The sequence below is a fragment of the Mycoplana sp. 10N416 genome (genome assembly GCF_056394765.1).
Genome location: NZ_JBFTIM010000002.1, coordinates 347928 through 372167 on the forward strand (window position 1 = coordinate 347928; position 24240 = coordinate 372167).

The 24240-nt window shown below is 65.7% G+C and carries 23 protein-coding genes; 9 read left to right on the forward strand and 14 right to left on the reverse strand.

Annotated elements, in window-relative coordinates:
• Positions 1-2 precede the first annotated feature (2 nt).
• Complete coding sequence (gene cobM / locus AC1DDS_RS05920; RefSeq protein ID WP_477478033.1) at positions 3-764, reverse strand: precorrin-4 C(11)-methyltransferase; 762 nt, start codon at positions 762-764, stop codon at positions 3-5.
• Positions 761-2038: a precorrin-6y C5,15-methyltransferase (decarboxylating) subunit CbiE gene (gene cbiE, locus AC1DDS_RS05925; RefSeq protein WP_477478034.1), complete on the reverse strand. Its 1278-nt coding sequence runs from the start codon at positions 2036-2038 to the stop codon at positions 761-763. The genes cobM and cbiE overlap by 4 nt, the downstream gene beginning before the upstream one ends.
• Here cbiE and AC1DDS_RS05930 point away from each other — a divergent pair.
• Positions 2022-2792 carry a cobalt-precorrin-6A reductase gene (locus AC1DDS_RS05930; protein ID WP_477478035.1) on the forward strand — a complete coding sequence of 257 codons (771 nt, stop codon included), beginning with the start codon at positions 2022-2024 and terminating at the stop codon, positions 2790-2792. The two genes, cbiE and AC1DDS_RS05930, sit on opposite strands and share 17 nt — an antisense overlap.
• Here the strand turns inward: AC1DDS_RS05930 and AC1DDS_RS05935 are convergent.
• The 6 genes from AC1DDS_RS05935 to AC1DDS_RS05960 form a co-directional block, all read right to left on the reverse strand.
• The gene (locus tag AC1DDS_RS05935) at positions 2756-3520 is read right to left on the reverse strand and encodes a precorrin-3B C(17)-methyltransferase (protein WP_477478036.1); all 765 of its coding nucleotides are present in this window, start codon (positions 3518-3520) and stop codon (positions 2756-2758) included. The two genes, AC1DDS_RS05930 and AC1DDS_RS05935, sit on opposite strands and share 37 nt — an antisense overlap.
• Positions 3517-4254, reverse strand: coding sequence for a precorrin-2 C(20)-methyltransferase (locus tag AC1DDS_RS05940; RefSeq protein WP_477478037.1), 738 nt, complete (start codon positions 4252-4254; stop codon positions 3517-3519). Before AC1DDS_RS05940 ends, AC1DDS_RS05935 begins: the two co-directional genes overlap by 4 nt.
• Positions 4251-4883 (reverse strand): precorrin-8X methylmutase, encoded by a 633-nt coding sequence (locus AC1DDS_RS05945; RefSeq protein WP_477478038.1) that lies wholly within the window; start codon positions 4881-4883, stop codon positions 4251-4253. Before AC1DDS_RS05945 ends, AC1DDS_RS05940 begins: the two co-directional genes overlap by 4 nt.
• Complete coding sequence (gene cobG / locus AC1DDS_RS05950; RefSeq protein ID WP_477478039.1) at positions 4880-6277, reverse strand: precorrin-3B synthase; 1398 nt, start codon at positions 6275-6277, stop codon at positions 4880-4882. Before cobG ends, AC1DDS_RS05945 begins: the two co-directional genes overlap by 4 nt.
• The gene (cobF, locus tag AC1DDS_RS05955) at positions 6274-7050 is read right to left on the reverse strand and encodes a precorrin-6A synthase (deacetylating) (protein ID WP_477478040.1); all 777 of its coding nucleotides are present in this window, start codon (positions 7048-7050) and stop codon (positions 6274-6276) included. Before cobF ends, cobG begins: the two co-directional genes overlap by 4 nt.
• 157 nt (positions 7051-7207) lie before the next feature.
• Positions 7208-8032, reverse strand: a complete 825-nt coding sequence (locus tag AC1DDS_RS05960) for an AraC family transcriptional regulator (protein ID WP_477478041.1) — start codon at positions 8030-8032, stop codon at positions 7208-7210.
• Positions 8033-8145: 113 nt separating this feature from the next.
• On the opposite strand from AC1DDS_RS05960, the gene AC1DDS_RS05965 reads away from it, so the two are divergent.
• Positions 8146-9342 (forward strand): MFS transporter, encoded by a 1197-nt coding sequence (locus AC1DDS_RS05965; protein ID WP_477478042.1) that lies wholly within the window; start codon positions 8146-8148, stop codon positions 9340-9342.
• A gap of 77 nt (positions 9343-9419) precedes the next feature.
• Here AC1DDS_RS05965 and AC1DDS_RS05970 read toward each other — a convergent pair whose 3' ends face one another.
• Together AC1DDS_RS05970 and AC1DDS_RS05975 are read right to left on the reverse strand one after the other, a co-directional pair.
• Positions 9420-10703, reverse strand: coding sequence for an NAD(P)/FAD-dependent oxidoreductase (locus tag AC1DDS_RS05970; RefSeq protein ID WP_477478043.1), 1284 nt, complete (start codon positions 10701-10703; stop codon positions 9420-9422).
• 128 nt (positions 10704-10831) lie between these two features.
• Positions 10832-11725 (reverse strand): LysR substrate-binding domain-containing protein, encoded by an 894-nt coding sequence (locus AC1DDS_RS05975; protein WP_310413637.1) that lies wholly within the window; start codon positions 11723-11725, stop codon positions 10832-10834.
• A gap of 445 nt (positions 11726-12170) precedes the next feature.
• On the opposite strand from AC1DDS_RS05975, the gene amaB reads away from it, so the two are divergent.
• Both amaB and AC1DDS_RS05985 read left to right on the forward strand, forming a co-directional pair.
• A complete protein-coding gene (amaB, locus tag AC1DDS_RS05980) occupies positions 12171-13694 on the forward strand; it encodes an L-piperidine-6-carboxylate dehydrogenase (RefSeq protein ID WP_477478044.1) in 1524 nt (507 codons plus the stop codon).
• 17 nt (positions 13695-13711) lie between these two features.
• Entirely contained in the window at positions 13712-14944 is a 1233-nt protein-coding gene (locus AC1DDS_RS05985) for a pyridoxal phosphate-dependent aminotransferase (RefSeq protein WP_477478045.1), read from the forward strand.
• A 71-nt stretch (positions 14945-15015) separates the two neighbouring features.
• On the opposite strand, the gene AC1DDS_RS05990 is transcribed toward AC1DDS_RS05985, so the two are convergent.
• Positions 15016-16227 (reverse strand): multidrug effflux MFS transporter, encoded by a 1212-nt coding sequence (locus AC1DDS_RS05990; protein ID WP_477478046.1) that lies wholly within the window; start codon positions 16225-16227, stop codon positions 15016-15018.
• Positions 16224-16706, reverse strand: a complete 483-nt coding sequence (locus AC1DDS_RS05995; RefSeq protein ID WP_310413646.1) for a MarR family winged helix-turn-helix transcriptional regulator — start codon at positions 16704-16706, stop codon at positions 16224-16226. Before AC1DDS_RS05995 ends, AC1DDS_RS05990 begins: the two co-directional genes overlap by 4 nt.
• A 213-nt stretch (positions 16707-16919) precedes the next feature.
• Here AC1DDS_RS05995 and AC1DDS_RS06000 point away from each other — a divergent pair, with 213 nt between their 5' ends.
• Positions 16920-17561 carry a LysE family translocator gene (locus tag AC1DDS_RS06000; RefSeq protein ID WP_477478047.1) on the forward strand — a complete coding sequence of 214 codons (642 nt, stop codon included), beginning with the start codon at positions 16920-16922 and terminating at the stop codon, positions 17559-17561.
• A 23-nt stretch (positions 17562-17584) separates the two neighbouring features.
• Here AC1DDS_RS06000 and AC1DDS_RS06005 read toward each other — a convergent pair whose 3' ends face one another.
• Positions 17585-18991: a sensor histidine kinase N-terminal domain-containing protein gene (locus tag AC1DDS_RS06005; protein WP_477478048.1), complete on the reverse strand. Its 1407-nt coding sequence runs from the start codon at positions 18989-18991 to the stop codon at positions 17585-17587.
• Positions 18988-19662, reverse strand: a complete 675-nt coding sequence (locus AC1DDS_RS06010; RefSeq protein WP_477478049.1) for a response regulator transcription factor — start codon at positions 19660-19662, stop codon at positions 18988-18990. Before AC1DDS_RS06010 ends, AC1DDS_RS06005 begins: the two co-directional genes overlap by 4 nt.
• A gap of 127 nt (positions 19663-19789) precedes the next feature.
• Between AC1DDS_RS06010 and AC1DDS_RS06015 the strand changes: the two genes are divergently transcribed.
• The 4 genes from AC1DDS_RS06015 to AC1DDS_RS06030 all read left to right on the forward strand — a co-directional run bounded on the left by AC1DDS_RS06015 (position 19790) and on the right by AC1DDS_RS06030 (position 24091).
• A complete protein-coding gene (locus tag AC1DDS_RS06015; protein ID WP_477478252.1) occupies positions 19790-20806 on the forward strand; it encodes an ABC transporter substrate-binding protein in 1017 nt (338 codons plus the stop codon).
• Between the two features lie 225 nt (positions 20807-21031).
• Positions 21032-21976: a Bug family tripartite tricarboxylate transporter substrate binding protein gene (locus tag AC1DDS_RS06020; RefSeq protein WP_477478050.1), complete on the forward strand. Its 945-nt coding sequence runs from the start codon at positions 21032-21034 to the stop codon at positions 21974-21976.
• On the forward strand, positions 21973-22464 hold the full coding sequence (locus tag AC1DDS_RS06025) for a tripartite tricarboxylate transporter TctB family protein (protein ID WP_477478051.1): 492 nt from the start codon (positions 21973-21975) through the stop codon (positions 22462-22464). Before AC1DDS_RS06020 ends, AC1DDS_RS06025 begins: the two co-directional genes overlap by 4 nt.
• Positions 22465-22573: 109 nt before the next feature.
• On the forward strand, positions 22574-24091 hold the full coding sequence (locus AC1DDS_RS06030; protein ID WP_477478052.1) for a tripartite tricarboxylate transporter permease: 1518 nt from the start codon (positions 22574-22576) through the stop codon (positions 24089-24091).
• The last annotated feature ends 149 nt before the right edge of the window (positions 24092-24240 follow it).

Here is a 24240-nt window from a genome sequence, read left to right on the forward strand (position 1 = left end):
CCTCATTCGCCCCGCCCGCGAAAGCGCCGCTGGTAGGCCGGATCGTAAAGCGAGCTCTCGCGAAAATCCTCCGCCGCGAGCGTCCGCCCGACGAAGATCAGCGCGGTGCGCTCGATCGGCTCCTCGGCGACCTTGGCGGCGATGTCCGCGAGCGTGCCGCGCACGATCCGCTCGTCCGGCCAGGACGCCTTGACCACGATCGCCACCGGGCAATCGGCACCATAGTGCGGCACCAGTTCGGCAACCACCTGGTCGAGCGCGTGGATGGCCAGATGGATCGCGAGCGTTGCGCCCGTCGCTCCAAAACCCTGCAGCGTTTCCCGGTTCGGCATCGGCGAGGCGCGGCCGGACACGCGAGTGAGCACCAGGCTCTGGGCGACCGCCGGGATCGTCAGTTCGCGCTTCAGCGCTGCCGCCGCAGCCGCGAAGGACGGCACACCGGGTGTAAGGGTGTAGTCGATCGCGTGCTTCTCCAGCCGGCGGATCTGCTCGGCGACGGCGCTCCACACCGACAGATCGCCGGAATGCAGCCGCGCCACGTCCTCGCCTGCTTCTGCCGCCCGCACATACTCCGCCTCGATCTCGTCCAGCGACATCGGCGCGGTATCCACGATGCGCGCACCGGGCGGGCAGTATTGCAACAGCTCCGGCGAGACGATCGAGCCGGCGTAGAGGCAGACCGGGCAGCGGCCGATCAAGTCGCGGCCGCGCACGGTGATCAGGTCGGCGGCGCCCGGTCCGGCGCCGATGAAATGGACGGTCATGCTTGTTCCTCGATTTCATTAGCCGGCTTCACCCAGCTCCATTGGGTGACCGGCATGGCAGGCCGCCAGCCGGTCATCTGGCCGATCGGTCCGGCACGGGCAAGGTCGATGCGGATCAGCGAACCGCCCAGGCGCACATGCGCTGCGAGAAGCACGGCGTCCATTTCGGTGGTCACCGAATTGGCAACAAGCCGCCCGCCGGGCTTCAGCGCGGCAATCGCCGCATCGAACACGCCGGCCTCGCTGCCGCCGCCGCCAATGAAGATGGCATCCGGCGCGGCCAGGCCCGCCAGCACACCGGGTGCCGCGCCCTCAACGACGGCAAGCCCCGGGACACCAAAGTTAGCTGCGTTCTGCCGGATGCGCGCGGCCCGCTCGGCGACCGCCTCGATGGCGACCGCCCGCAGCGACGGATCGGCGAGCATCCATTCGATGCCGATCGAGCCGGATCCCGCGCCGATGTCCCAGAGAAGCTCACCGTGCCGCGGTGCAAGCGTCGAAAGGGTGAGTGCGCGAACCTCGCGCTTGGTGATCTGGCCGTCGTGCTCGAACAGCGCGTCGTCCAGCCCGGACGTGAACGGCAGTACGCGCGCTGCTTCGCCGGCTGCAACCTCGATCGCGCAGACGTTGAGCATGTCGGTTTCGTCGAGCGCGAACCGGTCGGCACGGTGCGTGCTCACCCTTTCGCGCGAGCCGCCGAGCGCTTCCAAAACAGTCAAGGCCGACGCACCGAATCCGGCTTGCGTGAGCAATGCCGAGAGCGCGCGCGGACCGTCGCTGTCGGAGGTCAGGGCCAGGATGCGGCTGCCCGAATGCAGGTGCGGCCGGATCAGGTCGATCGGACGCCCGTGCAGCGAGACGCAAGTCGCATCCTGCAACGCCCAGCCCATGCGTGAGGCGGCGAGGCTGAAGGAGGACGGCGCGGGAAAAACCGTCATCTCCGCTCGCGGGATTGTTCGCGACAGCGTCACGCCGACGCCGTAGAAGAAGGGATCGCCCGAGGCGAGCACCACCACCGGTCGGCCGCGTGCGGCAAGCACGGCTTCCACCGAGCGCGCGAACGGGCTGAGCCAGACGCGGCTTTCGCCGATGATGGCCGGAGCTGCGAGTTCCAGGTGTCGCGCGCCGCCGAAGACGATCTCGGCCTTGGCGATTGCCGCCTTGGCCGCATCGCCGAGACCGGCTAAACCATCTTCGCCGATCCCGACGATGGTCAGCCAGGGCGGCGATACGACAGGGACAACGGACGGATCAGGCGTGGACAAGAGACGCATCCTCATTCTGGGCGGCACCACGGAAGCGCGCGAACTGGCGCGCCGGCTTGCGCCGCGCGACGACTTCGAGGTGACCCTGTCGCTCGCCGGCCGCACGATCGACCCGGCGCCGCAAGCCGCTCCGACCCGCACCGGCGGCTTCGGCGGCGCGGCCGGCTTGGCGGACTACCTCGCCGCGAACAGCATCGATTTGCTGATCGACGCGACCCATCCCTTTGCGCGCCAGATTTCCATTAATGCCGAACAGGCCGCAGACCGGGCCGGCACGCCGCTGATCCACCTCGAGCGGACCGGCTGGCAGCCCGTCGAGGGCGATCGCTGGAACCATGTCGCAACGCTGGCGGACGCGGTCGGGGCCCTCGGCGCCGAGCCGCGCCGCGTCTTTCTCGCGATCGGCCGGCAGGAGGCGTTCCATTTCAACGCCGCGCCGCAGCATTGCTATATCGTTCGCAGCGTCGACCCGGTCGAGCCGCCGCTGGCGGTCCCATCGGTCGACTATATCCTCGCCCGCGGCCCCTTCGCCGTCGAGGACGAGACCGCGCTCTTGCGCGATCATCGCATCGAGGTGGTCGTCTCCAAGAACAGCGGCGGCGAGGCCACCTACGCCAAGATCGCCGCGGCGCGCGCTCTCAATATTCCCGTGATCCTGGTCGATCGGGGACGGCAGGGCGGCGTCACCACGGCGGAAACCGTCGCGGACGCGCTGCGGCTGATCGATCATGTGGCCTCCGCGGGCAGGAAGCGTGGCGTATAAACGAGATCGGGCCTGCCTTCACGCGCGATCACGCGCGTCTGCGGCGAGCCGATGATGACGCAGGTCGCCATGTCGGCGCGCGCGGCATCCGCCTCGCCGAGCGGCTTGACCACCATGCGCTCGTCCGGTCGTCCGGCAGCCCGGCCAAAGATCACCGGCGTTTCCGCCGGAAGGACGTCCCGCAGGATCTCGAACGCCTTGCCGAGCTGCCAGGGTCGCGCCTTGCTGATCGGATTATAGAGCGCGATCACCAGTCCTGCCTCCGCCACCATGCGCAGCCGCTTCTCGATCACCGGCCAGGGCTTCAGGTTGTCGGACAGCGATATCGCGCAGAAGTCATGGCCGAGCGGCGCGCCGATACGGGCAGCAACGGCTAGCATCGCGGTCACGCCGGGAACCACCACGAGGTCGATGTCCCGCCACCCTGCCGGTCCCGCGTCGATCGCCTCGCAGACGGCCGCCGCCATGGCGAACACGCCGGGATCACCGCCGGAAACGACACACACGTTGACGCCTGCCGCCGCACGGTTCAGCGCCGCCTGGGCCCGGTTCAGCTCTTCCCGATTGTCGGAGGCGACCTTGATCTGGTCCGGACGAAGCGAAAGGCGATCGATATAGGGAAAATAGCCGAAGAACTCGGTCGACGCCTCGACCGCTCTTGCCGCCTCTGGCGTCATCTGCTCCGGACTGCCCGGTCCGGTTCCGATCACATACAGCGTCCCCGTCATGGCCGGCCGCTCCAGCCGGGCACCAGCACCAGCGAGAAGTAGGGTGCCGTATCGTCGAGCTTCTCGGACAGCCGCAGCGACTTGCTTTCGGCCATCGTGCCGCGCTCGACATAGATCGCCTCGGCGAGCCGCCCCGCTGCCGACAGGGCCCGGCGGATCTTCGGCAGATTGCGCCCGACCTTCATGATGACGGCCGCCTGGGTGTCCTCCAGCCGACGCGACAGTTCCTCTTCCACCATCGTGCCCGGCAGCACCGACAGCACGTCGTCGCCCTGCACGATCGGCAGGCCGGAGAGCGACCAGCAGCCCGACATCGCCGTGATGCCGGGAATGACCTCGGTTGGAAACCGGTCCGCGAGCCGTACGTGCAGATGCATGTACGAGCCGTAGAACATCGGGTCGCCCTCGGAGAGGATCGCCACCGTCCGGCCGGCCGCCAAATGCGCGGCCACTGCTGCGGCCGAGGCGTCATAGAATTCGGTGATCTGCCGCTTGTACTCGTCGTGATCCTTGTCGATCTCGGTCGTCACCGGATAGTAGAGCGGCAGCTCGACGATACCGGGCTTCACAAGACCTTCGACGATCCTCCGCCCATTGCCGGAGCGGCCGGCCTTGGCGAAGAAGGCGAGCACGTCGGCCTCGCCAATGGCGCGCACGGCCTTCAATGTCAGCAGTTCCGGATCGCCCGGCCCCGTGCCCACGCCATAGAGGCGACCCATCTGCACCGCGCTCACAGGCCCGCCCTCGCCAGCGAGTTCAGGGCCGCCGCCGTCATGGCGCTGCCGCCGAGGCGGCCGCGGACGATGGCGAAGGGCACGCCATAGGAATTTTCCGCCAGCGCCTCCTTCGATTCCGCCGCACCGACAAAACCGACCGGCATGCCGAGAATGGCCGCCGGCTTCGGCGCGCCGTCGCGCAACAGTTCCAACAGGTAGAAAAGAGCGGTGGGGGCATTGCCGATGGCGACGACGGATCCGGCCATTCGCTCGAGCCACAGGCGGATCGCCGCCGCCGACCGCGAATTGCCGATCTCGGCCGCCAGATCGGGCGTGCGCGGATCGCGCAGCGTGCAGATCACCTCGTTTGCGGCGGGCAGCCGCGCTGCGGTGACGCCGCGCGCCACCATCTCCGCATCGCAGAAGATCGGCGCACCGTTCCGCAACGCCTGACGGCCGGCCGCGACGAAATCCGGCGAAAACACGATCTGGTCCGCCGCCTCCACCAGGCCGCAGGCATGGATCATCCGCACGGCGACGTCGGTCTCGTCATCGGAAAACCGGGCGAGATCGGCCTCGGCGCGAATGATGGCGAAGGATTTTTCGTAGATGGCGTTGCCATCCTTTATGTAATCGTAGTCTGTCATTGCGAACCCTGCCGAAAAGCCTTGGCAAGCGTGGACGCGCCGATTCGATCGAGCGTGTGCCGCGCCGTATCCTTCTGTTGTCGTTCCTGTCGAAAGAGCGCGACGATACGCGCAAAAGCCTCGCCGAGGCCGTCGGCCGGCACCGTCACACCGGTTTCGTCGGCTGCGCGGGCATCAATTGCCAGCGTGACGCCATTGTCCTGGCCGGCCAGCGTCAGCGCCGCGGCCCGCGGATGAGCACATCCCTTGGCGCAGCCGGAAATATGGACCGTCAGCGACCCGTCCAGCAGATCGGGTGCCTGCGCCACCAGAAGATCGGCCGCCGCCTTCGTGTCAAACCGTCCTGACGCACAGCCGGTCGAACCGGCGCATACGGCAATAGCGTTTCCGGGTTCGTCAGCCCGCGTCCAGAAGCCTTCGCGCTCGGCAAGCGCAATCGCCGGGTCGATCGCCGCATCGGCGAGGCCGAGGACGATCAGCGACCGGTGCGGCGCCAGCCGCACCTCGTTGGCGCCGAGTGCCGCCAGGCCCTGCATCAGCCTCTCGAGATGCGCAGCACTCGTCTGGCCATAGGCAAGACCGACGCCGAGCGCGGTATCCTCACCGAGTCGATGGCGACCAATGGGCCGCGACTGCGGTCGTGGGCTTCCCATGTCCACCGGACCGGACCAGGCGAATGATCCGAGTTGCGAGCGCAACACCTCCGCGTCGAGGTCGCGCCCGCGGGCGGCGGGACCGAGGCCGTGAAGCGCCGCGAGCGCCGTCAGGACTGCGCTGACGGCATCGCCATCCGCGACGATCGCCACTTCACGCGCCGAGCATGCATCACCACCGACAGAAAGCCGCCAGAACAATCCATCGGTCCGGCGGAGTGCGTCCAGACGGATGTCGGCGACCATGTCGGAAAGGCCGAGCGTTCCACTGCCATCGACGACGATCGACAGCTTGGGCGCCAGCACCAGCGGCGGCAGGTGTGCTGCGATGGCCGCGCGAATCGCGGCACCAAGCGGTTCGGCGTCGGCGATCTCATCCGGATCGATACCGGAGAGCGGCGGCGTCTCGACCGCGACGTCCCGATGGAAATCGATCCCCGCCTCCGCCAGCCCGGCGGCAAGCTTCGGCACCGTCTCCTCGCGCAAGCCGCGGATCTGCAGGTTGCCGCGCGCAGTTACCTCGAGCAGGCCGTTGCCATGCGCCGCGGCCAGCCGGGCGATCGCAATGTAGTCGGAAGGTTTTAGGCCAATGCGCGCCGGACGCAAACGCACCAGCAACCCGTCGCCGGTGCGCATTGGCGAAGCGAGTGACGGACAGAACCCACGCCGAAGCGCCGCTGACGCGGCGGTGGCAGCGGGACTGCAAGCAGTGTCCGTCAGAGCAGAGAGCGTCGTCGTCACGTCTCGCTCTCCGTCTCGCGCGCGCGGCGGATCAGGTAGGTATCCATGATCCAGCCGTTTTTCTCCCGCGCGCGGCGCCGCGTCTCGGAAATCGTCTCCGCGACGTCGCCGAGGCGGCCGGAAAGCGTAATTTCCAGTTCCGTGCCAAGATAGGCACCCCAATAAATCTGGGCGTCGCGGTCCTCGACGGCCCGAAAAGCCTCGACGCCGTCGAGCATGACGACGACGTCATCCACCCCCGCCGGCCAGCCTTCGGAGAGCCTGCGGCCGGTGGTGATCTCGACGGGCAGGCCGATGCGGTTGAGCGCGATCTTCTGGCTGGCACAGAGCGCCTGGATGCTGGTGATGCCGGGGATGACCTCGAGATCGAAGGCGACGCGGCCGTTGGCGCGCACATGTTCGATGATGCGGATCGTGCTGTCGTAGAGCATCGGGTCGCCCCAGACGAGCAGACCTATCACCTCGCGGTCAGTGGATACTTCAAGTATCAGCTCTTCGTAGATTCTTGCGATGGCATGGTGCCAGTCCTGCACGCCGTCGTCATAGCCGCCATCGGCGCGGCGCTGCGGCACGGCGTAGTCATGGATGCGCGTGTCGGGATTAGTAAGGTAGCGCTCGCAGATGTCGCGGCGCATGTCGGCAAGAAACGACTTCTCCTCGCCCTTGGTCGGAATGAGCAGCACGTCGGCTCGGTTCAGAGCATTGATCGCCTGAACGGTGATGTGCTCGGGGTTGCCCGCGCCGATCCCGATGATCAAAATGGTTCTAGACACGTCCACTCCCCGTGCGGCCCAGCGCTCCCGGTTGCGTCCCGATATGGGTCCCGCCCGACCTTCCTAATCCCAAAGTGAGGCTGAGAACAGTGCCTGAATAGCGGCGTCGGCCGGTCTTTTTGAGACGCCTCCCGAAAAGCGGACCTTTTCTGCGCCGCTATGCGACCGCCTCGCGCGCCCTGAAATAGCTGCGCGGTGACGAGCCGAGCATGCGCTTGAACATGGTGATGAACGCCGGAACGCTCTCGTAGCCGGCCTCAAGCGCCACCGTTGTCACCGGCTCGCCGTTCGCCAGCCGCGGCAGGCAAGCGAAAATGCAGGCCTGTTGCCGCCAGGTGGTAAAGCTGACGCCGGTCTCCTCGCGAAAAAGGCGCGTGAATGAGCGGCGGCTCATGTTCAACTGTCTCGCCCAGTCATCGATCTTGGCACCAGGCACCGGATGATCGAGGAAGTCCCGGCACAGACTTGCAAGCCGCGCGCTTGCCGGGAACGGCAGTCCCAGCGGCTGCTGCTCGAGCCGTCCGATCTCGTCGACGAGCAGTGCCATCACCAGGTCGGCACGATGCGGGTCACCGTCCATCCCCTGCAGCCGGATCGCTTCCGCCAGGAGATGGTGCGCCAGATCGGTCACCGCCAACACCTCAGGCACCTCCGCGGCCGCGCGACCGCTCGGCGCGAGAATGTAGATCGAGCGCATGCTGACATCGCTGTACATCTCCACCGAATGCTTCAGCCCGCGCGGGATCACCAGCGCATGGCCGGGCGGGATCATCCAGCGCCCGCGCGCGGTGGCGACCAGAACGACACCGGCGAAGACGCAAAGTACCTGTGTGCGCCGGTGGCTGTGCAGCGGCACGACATAGCCGTGCGGGATCTCGTTGCTGTGCACGAGCACGTCCGCATTTGACTGCTCCATCCACGCGAGATTGCGAAGATGGTCGTCATCAAGCCTCGAAAGCAGTTTCGGGTTGAGCTTTGGCATCCGTCTGGCCCACTTGCGAAAGAATTGGACCTCAGCACAAAAGCAGGCCGCAGGCAATCACGCTATGGGAAGCTTGGCAGTCATCAATTCTGCATAAATCATTGAGGGTCAGCATGTCGACGGCAGTCTCCGTCGCGCCGCCACATGCCGCGCGAACCAGTTTCTCCATTATCGTCGCTGTCAGCGTCTGCCACATGCTGAACGACATCATGCAGTCGCTGCTGACGTCGCTCTATCCGATCCTGAAGGAAAACTACGCGCTCGATTTCATGCAGATCGGCCTTCTTACCATGGCCTTCCAGGTGACGGCCTCGCTGCTCCAGCCGGTCGTCGGCATGGTGACGGACCGCTGGCCGATGCCCTTCTCGCTGCCGCTCGGCATGGGCAGCACCTTCTTCGGCCTGTTCTTCCTCGCCTACGCTCACTCGTTTCCGATCCTCGTTCTCGGCGCCTGCCTGATCGGCTTCGGATCGGCGGTGTTTCACCCGGAATCCTCCCGCGTCGCCCGCGCCGCCTCCGGCGGGCGCCACGGCCTGGCCCAATCGCTGTTCCAGGTCGGCGGCAATGCCGGCACCGCCATCGGCCCGCTGCTGGCAGCCTTCATCGTGCTCCCCTTCGGCCAGTCCAGCGTCGCCTGGTTCTCGGTCTCAGCGCTGCTGGGCATGGTCATCCTGACCTGGGTCGGTCGCTGGTATGCCGCCGAGCGCCTGCGCATGGCAGGCCGCGCCGCGGTTAGCCGCGCCTTGCCGCTGCCGCGCGGTCGCGTCGCCTGGGCGATCGCCGTCCTCGTGCTGCTGACGGCGACGAAGAACGTCTACATGTCCTCGATCGGCAGCTACTTTACCTTCTACACGATCGAGCGTTTCGGCCTGTCGGTACAGGACGCACAACTGATGCTGTTCCTGTTCCTCGGCGCCTCTGCCGCCGGCGTCTTCCTCGGCGGGCCGATCGGCGACCGCTTCGGCGCACGCTTCGTCATCTGGTTTTCGATCCTCGGCGTCATTCCTTTCGCGCTGCTCCTGCCCTACGCCAACCTGTTCTGGACGGGCGTGCTGAGCGTGATGATCGGCCTGATCTTCTCCTCCGCCTTCTCGGCGATCGTCGTCTTCGCCCAGGAGCTGGTGCCCGGCCGCGTCGGATTGATCGCCGGCGTCTTCTTCGGCTTCGCTTTCGGCGCCGGCGGTCTCGGCGCAGCCGCCCTCGGGGTCTTCGCCGATACCCACGGCATCGCCTTCGTTTACCGCATCTGCTCCTACCTGCCGCTGCTCGGTATCCTCACCATCTTCCTGCCGCGCCTGCGAACCCGGTGAGAACACCGACTGCAAATTGAAAAAACCCGCGCATTGCCGAATGCGCGGGTTTTTCAATTTGAATGGCAGAAAGTCGGTCAGATCCGCGCTTGCACCAGATGCGCCAGCTGGGCGCCGACTTCGTAGTAACTCTCTCGAACCGGCCGGAAGCTCTGCGCCACCGGGTCGGTGACCGGCAGCGGCAGGTCTTTCTCGGTAATCTCGCCGGCGATGTGCCGCGCTAGCACCTTGCCGAACACCGTCCCCGGCGCAATGCCGCGGCCGTTATAGCCGGAAAAGCCGATGACGTTCTCGGCCAGCCGGTGGAATCGCGGCAGGTTATCGACGGTCATGCCGATCTGGCCGTACCACTCCGCCTCGAACGCGATGTCGCCGATCTCGGGGAACAGTTTCTTCAGCGCACGCCGTGCCCAGGCCTTGTGGATCGCCGCGCCCGTCCCGCGCAAGGCACCGACGCTGCCGAAGACGAGCCGACCGCGTTGGTCATAACGATAGGAGGAGAGGATCTCCGCGGTGTCCCACACGCCTTCGCGCCCTGGGACGATCTTCTTCTGTAGCTCCGGCGAAAGCGGCCTGGTGGCAAAATTGAAATAGGGCAGATGGACGAGTTCGGCCCGGACCTCCGCCCAGGGGGACACCGTATAGGCGTTGGTCGCGACGATGACCCAGTCGGCGGTCACCGCGCCTTTTCCGGTTTTCACGGTCCAGCGCTTGCCGGATCGCTCGGCGCCGATCACCGGGCTGGCGGTGTATACGCTTGCTCCGGCCGAAATCGCCGCCTGTGCCAGGCCGCGCACATAGGCGAGCGGCTGGATCGTGCCGGCGCGCATGTCGAGAAGCGAGCCGGCATAGGCTGCGGTGCCGACCCGACGGGCCGTTTCCTCGGCGCCAAGCAGCGTCACCGGTGCGCCACGCCGTTGCCATTGTTCGGCGCGCGCCTGAAGTTCCTCGAGCCCGGACTTGCCGATCGCGCAATGCAGCGTGCCGACCGGATTGATCTCGCATTCGATCGCGTGCTTTTGCACCAGCTCGAAGACGAGCTTCGGCGCATTGCCGAGAAGATCGAGCAGCCGGTCGCCGTAGAGCTGGCCGAGCACGCCCGGCAGATCGTCCGGCATCGTCCACATGCCGGCATTGACGAGCCCGACATTGCGACCCGAGCCGCCGAAGCCGATCTCCTTGCCTTCCAGCACAACGACCTTGGTCCCCCGCTCGGCAAGATGGAGCGCTGCGGACAAGCCGGTGTATCCGCCCCCGACGATCACCACGTCGGCCTCGTAGCTGCCGGAAAGGGTCTGCGTCGCAGGAGCGGCTGGAGCGGTCATTTCCCACAGGCCGTGGGAACGGGGATCATTCTGCATGGGCGTCTTCTTCGATGGAAGGTGGCGGGGCGTGTTCCGATGTCGCCACATTGGTTCATCGCAGGCAAGGAGGAAAGTGCTGATTCGACACCGGGTCATTCTGGCTGCGAATGAGCGGTTTAGACGCTTTAGGCGACCTGCGTCGCGATCCAGCCACGGAAAGCCTGGCTGAGCGAGTTTTCGAGTTTCCCCTCCGGCACGACCAGATAGTAGCTGTTGTCCGTCTGCATCGGCCGATCAAACACGACGGCAAGACGGCCGCTCGCCAGCTCCTGCTCGATCAGATAGCGCGGCAGCAGCGCGAAGCCGAGGCCGGCGACCGCCGCCTCGATGACCATGGAAAACTGGTCGAAGCGATGGCCGCGATAGGCGGTCTCGGCCGCCCCGCCGTTCAGCTCGAACCACTGCGCCCAGAGCTTCGGCCGGGTGGCGAGATGCAGCAGCGGCGCAATCTCCAGGTCCTTGGGATCCTCCAGTTGCCATTGGCGGATCAGATCGGGGCTTGCCGCCGGCAGAATGACCTCACTGCAAAGATAGGAGCAGGTCGCCCGCGCCCAGACGGGCTGGCCGTAGTGGATGGCGAGGTCGAAGCTTTCCTCGTCGAAGTCGAAAGGAGCCGAGCGGGAGGCGACGTTGATGATCGTGCCCGGAAACATTTCCAGAAAGGCGGGAATGCGCGGCGTCAGCCAACGGCTGCCGAAGGTCGGCAGCGTGGCGATCGTCAGGCTGTGATCGGAGCGCGCCGCCGACATGGCGCGCAGCATCGTCTCTTCCGTCTGGTGCAGCAGCTTGCGCACCTCGGGCAGGAAACGGCGCCCGTCCTCCGACAGCACGACGCGCTGGCGCACGCGCTCGAAGAGCAGCACGCCGAGCTGTTCCTCGAGATCCTTGATCTGGCGGCTGACGGCACTCTGGGTGAGGTTCAACTCATTGGCGGCCTGGGTGAAACTGCCGTGGCGCGCGGCGCACTCGAAGGCCTGCAGGGTCGTCACGTCCGGTATCAGCCTGCGGCTCAACTTCATTCGTCTCTCGCATCAACCTAGTCAAAACATGCGCGATCGCTCGCAGGCCCAATCCGTTATGATCCGTTTTCAGCATGATCGGAATTCCGTCACCCTTGTAGGACGAGAGAGGCGGCCATGAAAGCAAAATCGTGCGCTTGCGCCGATGCGATAGGCTCGGGCTTCTGCGCCACGATGTACGGCGCCCAGGGACCCGCCGCAGCACGCGGACGAGCCGCGGGGCCGGGATGACAAAAGGCACGTCCTTGACCATATGAAGGAGGGGCGAGCGCCTTGAGTGGGCTAGGCCTGCGACGTGCCGGCAGGCAATCTCGCAGCGGCCTGCGGGAAGACCTGAACCGGTGCAACGAATCTGAACGATCGCGACGCGCGTTAGACGATGCGATCCCTTGATGAGATCGGCGGCTCAGCCGCCTGCGATACGATAAAAATGGAGTTAGAGACCATGACCAATGTCGACGTGAAACAGGAAACCGCCAAGCTTCTCGACAAGCTCGGTGTACCGGCCGCCGCCTGGCAGGGCGGCGACATGGCTTCCTTCAGCCCGGTTACCGGCGAAGAGATCGCCAAGCTGAAGACCGTTTCGGCCGCAGACACCAACAAGGCGATCGACGCCGCCCATGAGGCCTTCAAGGCCTGGCGCCTCGTGCCGGCTCCGAAGCGCGGCGAGCTCGTCCGCCTGCTCGGCGAAGAGCTGCGTGCCGCCAAGGCCGATCTCGGCCGCCTCGTTTCGATCGAAGCCGGCAAGATCACCTCCGAGGGCCTCGGCGAAGTTCAGGAAATGATCGACATCTGCGATTTCGCCGTCGGTCTCTCCCGCCAGCTCTACGGCCTGACGATCGCCACCGAGCGTCCCGGCCACCGCATGATGGAAACCTGGCACCCGCTCGGCGTCGTCGGCATCATCTCCGCCTTCAACTTCCCGGTCGCCGTCTGGTCGTGGAACGCGGCCCTCGCGCTCGTCTGCGGCAACCCGGTCGTCTGGAAGCCGTCGGAAAAGTCCCCGCTCACCGCACTCGCCTCGCAGGCCATCCTCGAGCGCGCCATTGCCCGCTTCGGCGACGCGCCGGCGAACCTCTCCCAGGTCCTGATCGGCGACCGCGCCATCGGCGAAGCCCTCGTCGACCACCACAAGGTCGCGCTCGTCTCCGCCACCGGCTCCACCCGCATGGGCAAGGAAGTCGGCCCGCGGCTTGCCAAGCGCTTTGCCCGCTCGATCCTCGAGCTCGGCGGCAACAATGCCGGCATCGTCTGCCCGTCGGCCGACCTCGACATGGCCCTGCGCGCTATCGCCTTCGGCGCCATGGGCACCGCCGGCCAGCGCTGCACGACACTGCGCCGCCTCTTCGTCCACGACAGCGTCTACGACCAGCTCGTGCCGCGCCTGAAGAAGGCCTATGAGAGCGTCTCCGTCGGCAACCCGCTGGAAACCTCGGCGCTCGTCGGCCCGCTCGTCGACAAGCAGGCCTTCGACAACATGCAGAAGGCGCTCGAAGCGGCCAAGGCCGAGGGCGGCAAGGTCGTCGGCGGCAACCGCGTCACGGAAGCCGGCAAGGACACCGCCTACTACGTCAAGCCGGCAATCGTCGAAATGCCGAAGCAGGCCGGCCCGGTTCTCGAAGAGACCTTCGCACCGATCCTCTACGTCATGAAGTATTCCGACTTCGACAAGGCGCTCGAGGAGCACAACGCGGTCGCTGCCGGCCTGTCCTCGTCGATCTTCACGCTGAACATGCAGGAGGCCGAGCGCTTCCTGTCGGCTGACGGCTCCGACTGCGGCATCGCCAACGTCAACATCGGCACCTCCGGCGCCGAGATCGGCGGCGCGTTCGGCGGCGAGAAGGAAACCGGCGGCGGCCGCGAATCCGGCTCCGACGCCTGGAAGGCCTACATGCGCCGCGCCACCAACACGGTGAACTACTCGAAGGCCCTGCCGCTGGCACAGGGCGTCTCCTTCGACATCGAGTAAGTGGCGAGCGAGCGCCCATGACCATTGCAACCAAGATAGAGGAGGCGGGCTTCAAGCCCGCCTCGCGGATCGCCGCGATCGGCGTTTCCAAGATCCTGCAGATCGGCGCGCGGGCCGCGGCGATGAAGCGCGAAGGCCTGCCGGTCATCATCCTCGGCGCCGGCGAGCCGGATTTCGATACACCTGATAACGTCAAGGCTGCGGCCAAGGCGGCAATCGACCGCGGCGAGACCAAGTACACCGCGCTCGACGGCACGCCGGAGCTGAAGAAGGCGATCGCCGAAAAATTCCGTCGCGAGAACGGCGTCGACTACGCGCTCGACGAGATCACCGTCGCCACCGGCGCCAAGCAGATCCTGTTCAACGCCTTCATGGCGAGCGTCAACCCCGGCGACGAGGTGATCATCCCGACACCGTACTGGACCTCCTATTCCGACATCGTCGAGATCTGCGGCGGCGTGCCGGTGCTGATCCCCTGCGATGCCGACGCCGGCTTCCGGCTGAAGGCCGAGCAGCTGGAAAAGGCAATCACCGACAAGACGCGCTGGGTGCTTTTGAACTCGCCCTCCAACCCTTCCGGAGCGGCGTACAGCGAAGCCGACTATCGCCCGCTGCTCGACGTGCTGCTGAAGCATCCGCATGTCTGGCTAATGGTCGACGACATGTACGAGCATATCGTCTATGACGGCTTCAAGTTCGTCACCCCGGTGGCGATCGCGCCGAAGCTGAAGGACCGGACGCTGACGATCAACGGTGTCTCCAAGGCCTATGCGATGACCGGCTGGCGCATCGGCTATGCCGGCGGCCCGAAGGCACTGATCAAGGCGATGGCGGTGATCCAGAGCCAGGCGACCTCCTGCCCCTCCTCCGTTAGCCAAGCGGCTTCGGTCGAGGCGCTGAACGGCCCGCAAGGTTTTTTGAAGGAACGCCAGGCGAGTTTCAAGCACCGTCGCGACCTCGTCGTCTCCGGCCTGAACGCGATCGACGGCCTCGATTGCCGCACCCCCGAAGGCGCCTTCTATACCTTCGCCGGCTGTGGCGGGCTCATCGGCAAGACGACGCCGGCCGGAAAGCGGATCGAGACCGACGCCGACTTCACCGACTACCTGCTGGAAGTCGCCCATGTCGCCGTCGTCCCCGGCTCCGCCTTCGGCCTGTCGCCGTACTTCCGCATCTCCTATGCGACCTCGGAGGCGGAACTGACTGAAGCGCTGAAGCGGATCGCGGAGGCGTGCGGCAAGCTCACGTGAGCCATGTCGACAAAGAAATCAGAGATAATTTGCAGCACGCCGGAGGAAACTCCGGCGTGATTTCTTTGATGCTACTGGCGGGCTGCCAGCCGGTCCGCCCGGCGAACGGCCGCGAGAAACCAGAGGTAGGAGAGGATAGAGGCGAGGCCCATCACGGGCACGACGATGCCGAAGGCAAGCAGTGGCAGACCCAGCAGCGCTGCGACGAGACCACCGAGAAAACCGGAACCCATCTGGATGAAGCCCATCAGCGCCGAGGCAGAGCCCGCAATATGCGGGAACGGATACATGCCGGCCGTCGTCATCTGGGGTGAGACGAAGGCGATGCCGAACGTGTAGATCGCAACCGGCAGCATGATCGACCAGAAGCTCGGCGACAGGACATGAACCGAAGCAACGATCATCAGGCTGCCGACACCGATCATCGCAAGGCCTGCCTTGACCGACCGCGATCCTCCATGGCGGCGGGAGAAGGAGCGGAGCGCAATCGATCCGAAGAAGTAGGAGCCGGACTGCATGATCATGCTCAGGCCGAACTGGGTCGGCGTCAGTCCGACCTTCTCGATCAGGATGAAGGGCAGCATGGTTGCCTGCGCATAGAGCGCCCCCACCGCCCCGCCCATGACGAAGGCGGCGGCGACGAAGCGCGCGTCTGTGGCGAGCTCGGCATAGGCCCGCACCAGCGGCCCGGGTGCGGCGCGACGCGGGTTGGGCTCCACCGTTTCGCGCATCGCAAGATACACCAGCAGGCAGGAAGCCAGACCGAAGCCGACCATGAGGAAGAAGATCGACGTCCAGCCAAAGGCCGCCAGGGCAAAGCCGCCGATCGTCGGCGCCATGGCGGGACCGATCGCCAGCATGATGCCGATCATGTTCATGATCCGCGCCGCCTCGCCGCCGATGAACTGGTCGCGGACGATGGCGCGCGACACGGTCACGCCGACCGAAGCGCCGATGCCCTGGATCAACCGGCCGACGAGCAGCCACTCGACGCTTGGGGCGAACGCCGCAGCCAGGCTGCCGACGAGATAGATCGAGAGGAACAGCAGGGTGGTGAAGCGACGGCCGAAGGCGTCTGCCAATGGCCCGGCCACGAGTTGGGCAAAGGCGAAGCCGCCGAAATAGAAGGACAGCGTGAGCTTGATGGTCGATTCGCTGGTGGAAAATGCGTCGACAAGCGTCGGCATGGCCGGCGTGTAGAGCGACATCGAGATCGGCCCGAGCGAGGTCAGGAGCGCGCCGATGAGGGTGGTGCGCCGCTCGGTCATTGTGTGCGGTATCATCCGTCCTGTCCTTCGGACTCTTTGCGTGCGCCGCAGCGGTCCAGTTTCATGAGATTATCTCGGAGGACGCGAAGGTTGCCGCGCAACGCTTCGCGCACCTCTCCGTCGAGGCCCGCCAGCACCGCATCCATGAGCCCGGAGACATCCGGCTTGAGAGCGGCAAGCAGGGCTTCGCCCTCGGATGTGGTCAGCACGTTCTTGGCGCGCCCGTCGTCCGGGGCCGGTACGCGCGTGACAAGCCCCATCGCCTCCAGCCGGTCGAGATAGGTCGAGAGGGTCATCGGCTCGATGCCCATGCGGGCGGCAATGTCGGCCTGCTTGACGCCACAGCCGATGGAGACCTGGATCAGGGCCCGCGCTTCGCCGGGGGTGATGGCCAGTTCCGACGCATTGACCCTGCGGTCGAAGGCGCTGCGCAACAGGCGCGAGACGTCGCTCAGCAACAGTCCGATCGTGTCTGCTTGAAATGTCTGCGACATGGGGTGGTCGACTATCTGGCGCTCGAATTTTTGTAAGCTTTGCTTATCAGTTTTGAAGGCGCCGGGGCAATGGCGTTCGCAGACGAATGGTGTCCAGATGCGCTCCGACGCGCCGATGGGGATGAACCAGCGGAAAAGGCGGCGCAAACGCCCGATGGCTTGACGCGGATGTCGGCACAAGATCGAATGGCGCCACATTCTACGGAGTTTTTCATGACCGGATCCATGCTTGCCGGGGCGTTTCTCGCCGCCATGTTCTACGTCATCATCCCCGGCCCAGCTTTTCTGGCCCTGCTTGGCATCGGAGCGGGGCAAGGAAGGAAGGCCGGCGCGATGTTTCTGGGCGGCCATCTGGCCGGCGACCTTGTCTGGTCGACGCTGGCGCTCGTTGCGATCGTCGGCGCCAACACGATCGGCACCCTGGTCTTCGACGTCCTCGGCCTCTTGTGCGGTTTCTACCTAGCCTGGATCGGCTGGACGGCGCTTCGGGCCAAGCCGCGCGGTGCGGACAAGCCGGTCCTCACGGTGGAGCGTCCGCTACGGCGCGGATTGATCTTCGGCCTGACCAATCCCAAGGGATATCCGGTCGCGCTCGCCACCTTCACCGCATTGCTCGCAAGTTCGGCGAGCACGCTGAGCTTCTCAACCTTGCCGATGCTGCTGGCCGTATCCCTTTTCGGCTTTCTGCTCGCCGACCTCTTCCTGATTGCGATCATCGGTGCGTCGATCGTGCGACGGTTCTATCGCAAGCACGAACTGGCGATCGTGCGCATGTCGGGACTGCTTTTCATGGGGTTCGCCGTCCAGGCCGTCTGGCATGCCGCCCCCGGTCTTGCCAGCTGGCGCCGGGCCTGAGCCCGCGGTCGTATCTGCCGATATCAGCCCGCTCCGGCATCCGTCGTGACGGCGGGAAACGTGACGACGGCGCTCAGCCCTCTGCCGCCGGCACCTTGTTCAAGAGCGAGTGTGGCGCCGAACAGGGCCGCGATGTCCTCGACGATCGGAAGTCCCAACCCCATTCCCGGGGCCTCGCTGCCTCCCCCGCGGGCGAAGCGCTGCAGGACCTCGGCTTTCCGTTCGGCGGGGATACCGGGACCGTTGTCGTCGACCCGCAGACGGATCGTCTGGCCCTTCGGCTGAATCGCCACCGTGACCTCCGCGCCCGGCCCGGCATAGGCGATGGCGTTGTCGATCAGGTTGCGCAGCATCTCGCCAAACAACAGTGGTTCGGCCCGCACGATCGCCGGGCCGTTGCCGTCGAAGCCGAGATCGATGTCCGCCTGGGCGGCCATGGGCACGTATTCGGCCGTGGCTGACCGGGCGATTGCCGCGATGTCGATCTCGGCGAGGGGGTGCGGTTCTGCCGAGGCCGCCGCGTCGATTTTGGCCATCAGCAGCAGTTGCGCCAGGATGCGCTCGGCATGGGCGACGGCGCTATCACCCTTCTGCGCCGCCTCCTGCGCCGCCGCAAGCGTCGGCGCCCGGCTGGCAAGCGCAAGCTGTGTGCGGATGATGGCGAGCGGCGTGCGCAACTGGTGGCTGGCATTGCCGGAGAAATGACGCAGCGAATTCAGCGCCGATTGCAGCCGCACCATGAAGGAGTTGACGGTGTCGACAAGGCCCTGCACCTCGTTTGGCACCTCTTGATCGATCGGGTGGAGGTCGCTGGGGTTGCGCTCGGCGATCGCGTCGCTCAGGCGGTAGAGCGGGCGCAGCGCCAATGTCACGGCAATCCAGACTATGACGGCGGCACCCACGATCATCAGCCCGAGGCGCAGGGCTGATCGCAGCAGGATCGCTTGCGCCAGTTGGCGTCGGGCGATGGTGGTTTCGGCCACCGTCACGACGAAGGGAACGGAGTTGACGCCGGTCGAGGCGGAGCGCTGCAGGACCGCGACCCGGATCGGCTCGCCGCGGAAGGTGGCGTCCGCATAAGCGGTCGGCTGACCACCGGTGTCGGAGATGCTCGGCAGCGTCTGGTAGCCGGTGATGAAATTGCCCGGCGGTCCTTCGACCCGGTAGAAAACGCGATCCTGCGCGGCCGAGGTCAGCATCTCCAGCGCCACGTAGGGGATGTCGACTTCGAGCGCGCCGTTCTCGTTCACCACCACCCGTTCCGCAATGGCGAGCGCCGATCCGGCGAGAACGCGGTCGGAGACCGTGTTCGCCGTCTTGATCGCCTCGCGGTAGGTGTCGATCAGGGCAAGGACCCCGAACACGGCGGTGGCGACCAGAAGCCAGCCCAGCAACTGGCGGCGCAGCGAAAATACCTGATGGCCGGTCAAACCGGAGCCGCCTTGTCGAGGTAATAGCCGATGCCACGGGCGGTGCGCACCGTCAGCCCATGCGGCGCCATGCGTTTCCTGAGCCGGCTGACGTACTGCTCGATCGCATTGGCGCTGAGGTCGTCGTCGAAGGCGGCGAGCGACTGGATGATCGCCTCCTTGGAGACCACCTTGCCGGCGCGGAGAAAAAGAACCTCGAGCAGGCCAAGCTCGCGCGCGGGAATATCCAGCGGCGCGCCGCCGGCCGAGAACGTGCGTGAATTGAGGTCGAGTTCGACGCCGCCGAAGCTGAGCGCCGAGGACCGTAAGCCCGCCTGCCGGCGCAGCAACATGCGGACGCGTGCCTCGAATTCGGAGATGTCGAAGGGTTTGCTCATGTAGTCGTCTGCGCCAAGATCGAGGCCCTTGACCTTGTCCTCCGCCGAGCCGCGCGCCGTCAGGATCAGGACGGCTGCCCGGTTCTGCCGCGCCCGCATGACGCGCAACACCTCCAGCCCGTCCATTTCCGGCAAGGTCAGGTCGAGGATCACCAGATCGAAGGACTCGGCCGAGATCGCAGCATCGGCCGATGCGCCATCACTCACCACGTCGACCGCGTGGCCGGTCCCGCGCAGGATGGCGGACAGACCATCCGCAAGCGCCTGGTTATCTTCAACGAGCAGTATTCGCACCTGGATCTCCTTATGCTCACACTAGCGATCGACCGCCGGCTTGTGAACGGTGCCGCGGTGAGGCAAGTTCGCCAACATGCGCATTTTAATCGCCTTTACGCTCCTGTTCTGCTCCTGCAGCTCTGCGATGGCCGCGGAAACCTTCTACCCGGCCCCGGACGGGCAGGGAAACGCATCTGTGCTCGTCGTTTATTCTTCGCTGGATGAGCCGCTTGCCCGGCCGATGATCAAGGGCTTCCAGCAGGCCAATCCCGACGTCGCGGTGCGCTATGAGGAAATGCTGACCGGCGAGGTCTATGACCGGGTGGTGAAGGAAACCGATGCCGGACAGAAGACAGCCGACTTTGCATTTTCGTCGGCGATGGACCTGCAGGTCAAGCTTTCCAACGACGGCTATGCCCAACGCAGCGACCTGCCGATGAGTGACCGCTGGCCGCGATGGGCCAACTGGCGCAATACGGCCTATGCGCTGACCTTCGAGCCCGCTGTCTTCGTCTATCACAAGCCCAGTTTCAAATACGAGAAGCCGCCCGCCTCGCGCGCCGAATTCGTCGACTATCTCCAGCGTCACGGCAACGAGATCTATGGGCGGATCGGCACTTACGACATCGAGCGCTCGGGCGTCGGCTTTCTTTTCATGGCGCGTGACCAGGAGCAGTTCGGCGACATCTGGTCCGTCATCGGCGCTATGGGAGCCGCCGGCGTCAAGCTCTACTCCACCAGTTCGGCGATCCTGGAACGGATCGCGGACGGTCGCTTTGTCATTGGCTACAACATTCTCGGGTCCTATGCGGCGGATTGGGCAGCAAAACATCCCGACGTCGGCATCGTCCTGCCGAAGGATTACACCGTGGTGATGTCGCGCATCGGGCTGGTGCCGCAGGCGGCCGCTTCTCCGGACCTCGGCCGACGCTATCTGGAGTTCTTCATGTCGAAGGAGGGCCAGACGATCATGGCGCAAAAGCTGCAGATCGCCGCCGTCTCGCCCGAGGTCGCAGGCGAAAACACCGCGACCACAATGCGCGAACTGCTCGGAGCGCAACTGAAGCCGGTCCCGGTCAGCCCGGGTCTGATGGTCTACCTAGACCAGGTCAAGCGTGCGCGGCTGATCGCGCGCTGGAACGAAGTCCTGCGGGCGCAATAAGCTCCGTTCGGACATATTGCGGCAAGACTGTGCTACGGTGTCAGTTAGATGACAGGTTTCTATGATGCCTTTGAGGGCGTCATCGTCCGTGGAGGCGGATGATCGAGACCCCTGGGGAGGAGTTCGGGCGCAACAGGTGGCCGGACGGGCGCCGTTGGCCAAGCTTCTCCCTCAATCATCGAACGATGCGCGACCGAAGACGTCGCGCTTGACGGAGGATTCGCCTTGAAACAGTTTTTCCTTGCTTCCATCCTCGCCGGCGCCATGGCGCTGCCGGCACTCGCAGCCGACTACAAGGTCATCGCGCCCGCCAATCCCGGCGGCGGCTGGGACCAGACCGCCCGCACGATCCAGACGGTCATGCAGGCCGAAGGCATTTCCAACAACGTCCAGGTCGTCAACGTTCCGGGCGCCGGCGGCACGATCGGTCTCGCCCAGTTCGCCAGCCAGGACAAGGGCAACCCGGGTTCGCTGATCGTCGGCGGCTACGTCATGGTCGGGGCGATCCTCACCAACAAGTCGCCGGTCACGCTGAAGGACGTCACGCCGATCGCCCGCCTGACCGGCGAGTATGAGGCAATCGTCGTGCCGGCCTCCTCGCCGTTCCAGACCTTCGGCGACCTCGTCGAGGCGCTGAAGAAGGATCCGGGTGCGGTCTCCTGGGCTGGCGGTTCGGCTGGCGGCACGGACCATATCGCTGTCGGCCTGATCGCCAAGGCGGCTGGCGTCGATCCGAAGAAGATCAACTACATCGCCTATTCGGGTGGCGGCGAGGCGCTGGCGGCGATCCTCGGCGCACAGGTCAGCGCCGGCATTTCCGGCTACGGCGAATTTGAATCCCAGGTCAAGGCCGGCACGTTGCGCCTGCTCGCCGTTTCCAGCGACGAGCGCATCGAGGGCATCGACGCTCCGACCATCAAGGAAAGCGGCCTCGACGTCGTCGTCCAGAACTGGCGCATGATCGCCGCGGCTCCCGGCCTGAGCGACGAGCAGAAGGCCGCCGTCAATGCTGACATCGAGAAGCTGGTCAAGTCGGCGGGCTGGCAGGAACAGCTGAAGACCAAGGGCTGGCAGGATACCTATCTCTCCGGCGCGGCCTTCGATGAGCAGCTCGCTAAGGACGTCTCGGCCACCGAAGGCATCCTCAAGGAAATCGGACTGGTCGAATGACCGACGGGACCAAACCCGCAAAGGCAACGCGTCGCCCCGATGGGGCGGCGCTGGTCATCGCCATCGTGCTGGCGGCCATCGCCGGCGTGATCTTCTGGGACGTCTCGCGGCTCTCCGGTGCGGCCGGCTACTCGCAGGTCGGGCCAACGACGGTGCCCTATGCCATCGCCTACTGTCTGATCGGCCTCGCCATCTGGACCGCGATCGAGGCCTTCCGCAACGAGTTCCCGGCGCGCGAACCCCAGCAATTCGGGCCGGTCGTCTGGATCGTCGGCGGACTGGCCGCGCAGATGCTGCTGCTCAAGGTCGCCGGCTTCTCGATCGCCACCGGACTGCTGTTTGCCTTGACCGCCGCCGGCTTCGGCAAACGCAAGCTCTGGCTGACGATCCCGATCGGAATCGTCCTCAGCTTCGCCATCTGGGTGATATTCGCCAAGCTGCTGCAGCTTTCGCTGCCCACGGGGCCGCTCGAGCACCTGTTCTTCTAGAGCATTGCAGCGCGAGTCGCTGAGATGCTCTAACCTTTAATTTCTACGCAATTCCTGACGCAAAGCCGCTGCGCATTTTGCTGGAATTGCTCAAGGGGGTCGGCAGACCATGAACACATTCGAATTTCTGATGCAGGGCCTGTTGGTTGCCGCCCAGCCGATGAACCTGCTTTACGCGCTGATCGGCGTGACACTCGGCACCGCCGTCGGCGTGCTGCCGGGGATCGGCCCGGCGCTGACCGTGGCGCTGCTTTTGCCCGTCACCTACAAGCTCGATCCGGCCGGCTCGCTGATCATGTTCGCCGGCATCTACTACGGCGGCATGTATGGCGGCTCGACGACCTCGATCCTGCTCAACACGCCGGGCGAAAGCGCCTCGATCGTCACCGCGCTGGAGGGCAACAAGATGGCGCGCGCCGGCCGCGGCGGCCCCGCGCTCGCCACCGCGGCGATCGGCTCCTTCGTCGCCGGCCTGATCGCCACGCTGGCGCTCGCCTTCGTCGCGCCGTTCATCGTCAAGGTCGCACTGGTCTTCGGCCCGCGCGAATATTTCGCGCTGATGGTGCTCGCCTTCGTCACCGTGTCCTCGGCTTTCGGTGATTCCACGCTGCGCGGGCTCACCTCGCTGTTCGTCGGCCTGACGCTGGCGATCATCGGCATCGACCAGCTGAGCGGCCAGGCGCGCCTGTCCTTCGGCATCCCCGATCTCCTCGACGGGATCGAAGTGACGACGCTTGCGGTCGCCATGTTCGCGATCGGCGAATCGCTCTACATCGCAGCACAAGGCGACAAGGGACCGGACAAGGTGGAGGCCGTGAAGGGCTCGGTCTGGATGAACGCCGCCGACTGGGCGCGCTCGTGGAAGCCGTGGCTGCGCGGCACCGCGATCGGCTTTCCGATCGGCGCCATGCCGGCCGGCGGTGCCGAGATCGGCACCTTTCTGTCCTACGCGGCCGAGAAACGCATGACCAAGCACCCGGAGGAGTTCGGCAACGGCGCCATCGAGGGCGTCGCCGGACCGGAGGCGGCCAACAACGCATCCGCGGCCGGAACGCTGGTGCCGCTCCTGACGCTGGGGCTTCCGACGACGGCGACGGCGGCGATCATGCTGGCCGGCTTCCAGCAGTACGGCCTGCAACCAGGCCCGCTGCTGTTTGCCACCAACCCGCAACTCGTCTGGGGCCTGATCGCCAGCCTCTTGATCGCCAACCTCATGCTGCTGGTGCTGAACCTGCCGCTGATCGGGCTCTGGGTGAAGCTGCTGACGATCCCGAGGCCGTGGCTTTATGCGGGCATCCTGCTGTTTGCGACGCTCGGCACGATCGGCGCCAATCCTTCGGTGTTCGAACTCGGCATGCTGCTCGCCTTCGGCCTGCTCGGCTACGTCATGCGCATCTTCGGCTATCCGATCGCACCGGTCGTGGTCGGCCTGATCCTCGGGCCGCTCGCCGAGCAGCAGCTGCGCCGGGCGCTGTCGATCAGCCAGGGCGACCTTACGACGCTCGTTGCCTCGCCGGTGGCGGTGGTGCTGCTGTTGATCGCAGCCGCCGCCCTGATCATACCGCTGGTCCTGCGGGCTCGCGGCCGTGGTGAGGTTCTGTCGCAACTGGCGGCAAGCGAGGACTGAGAAGAACTAAAAACAAGTTTGACGAGTATAGCACGCCGCGGTGGAAATCGTGGCGTGCTTGGCTTGCATGGCAGCCCTGTGATTCCGTTCCTTGTCTGCGGCACCCATCGGTTACATCTTTGTTCCTGTAAAAGAGAGCAAAGAGAGCA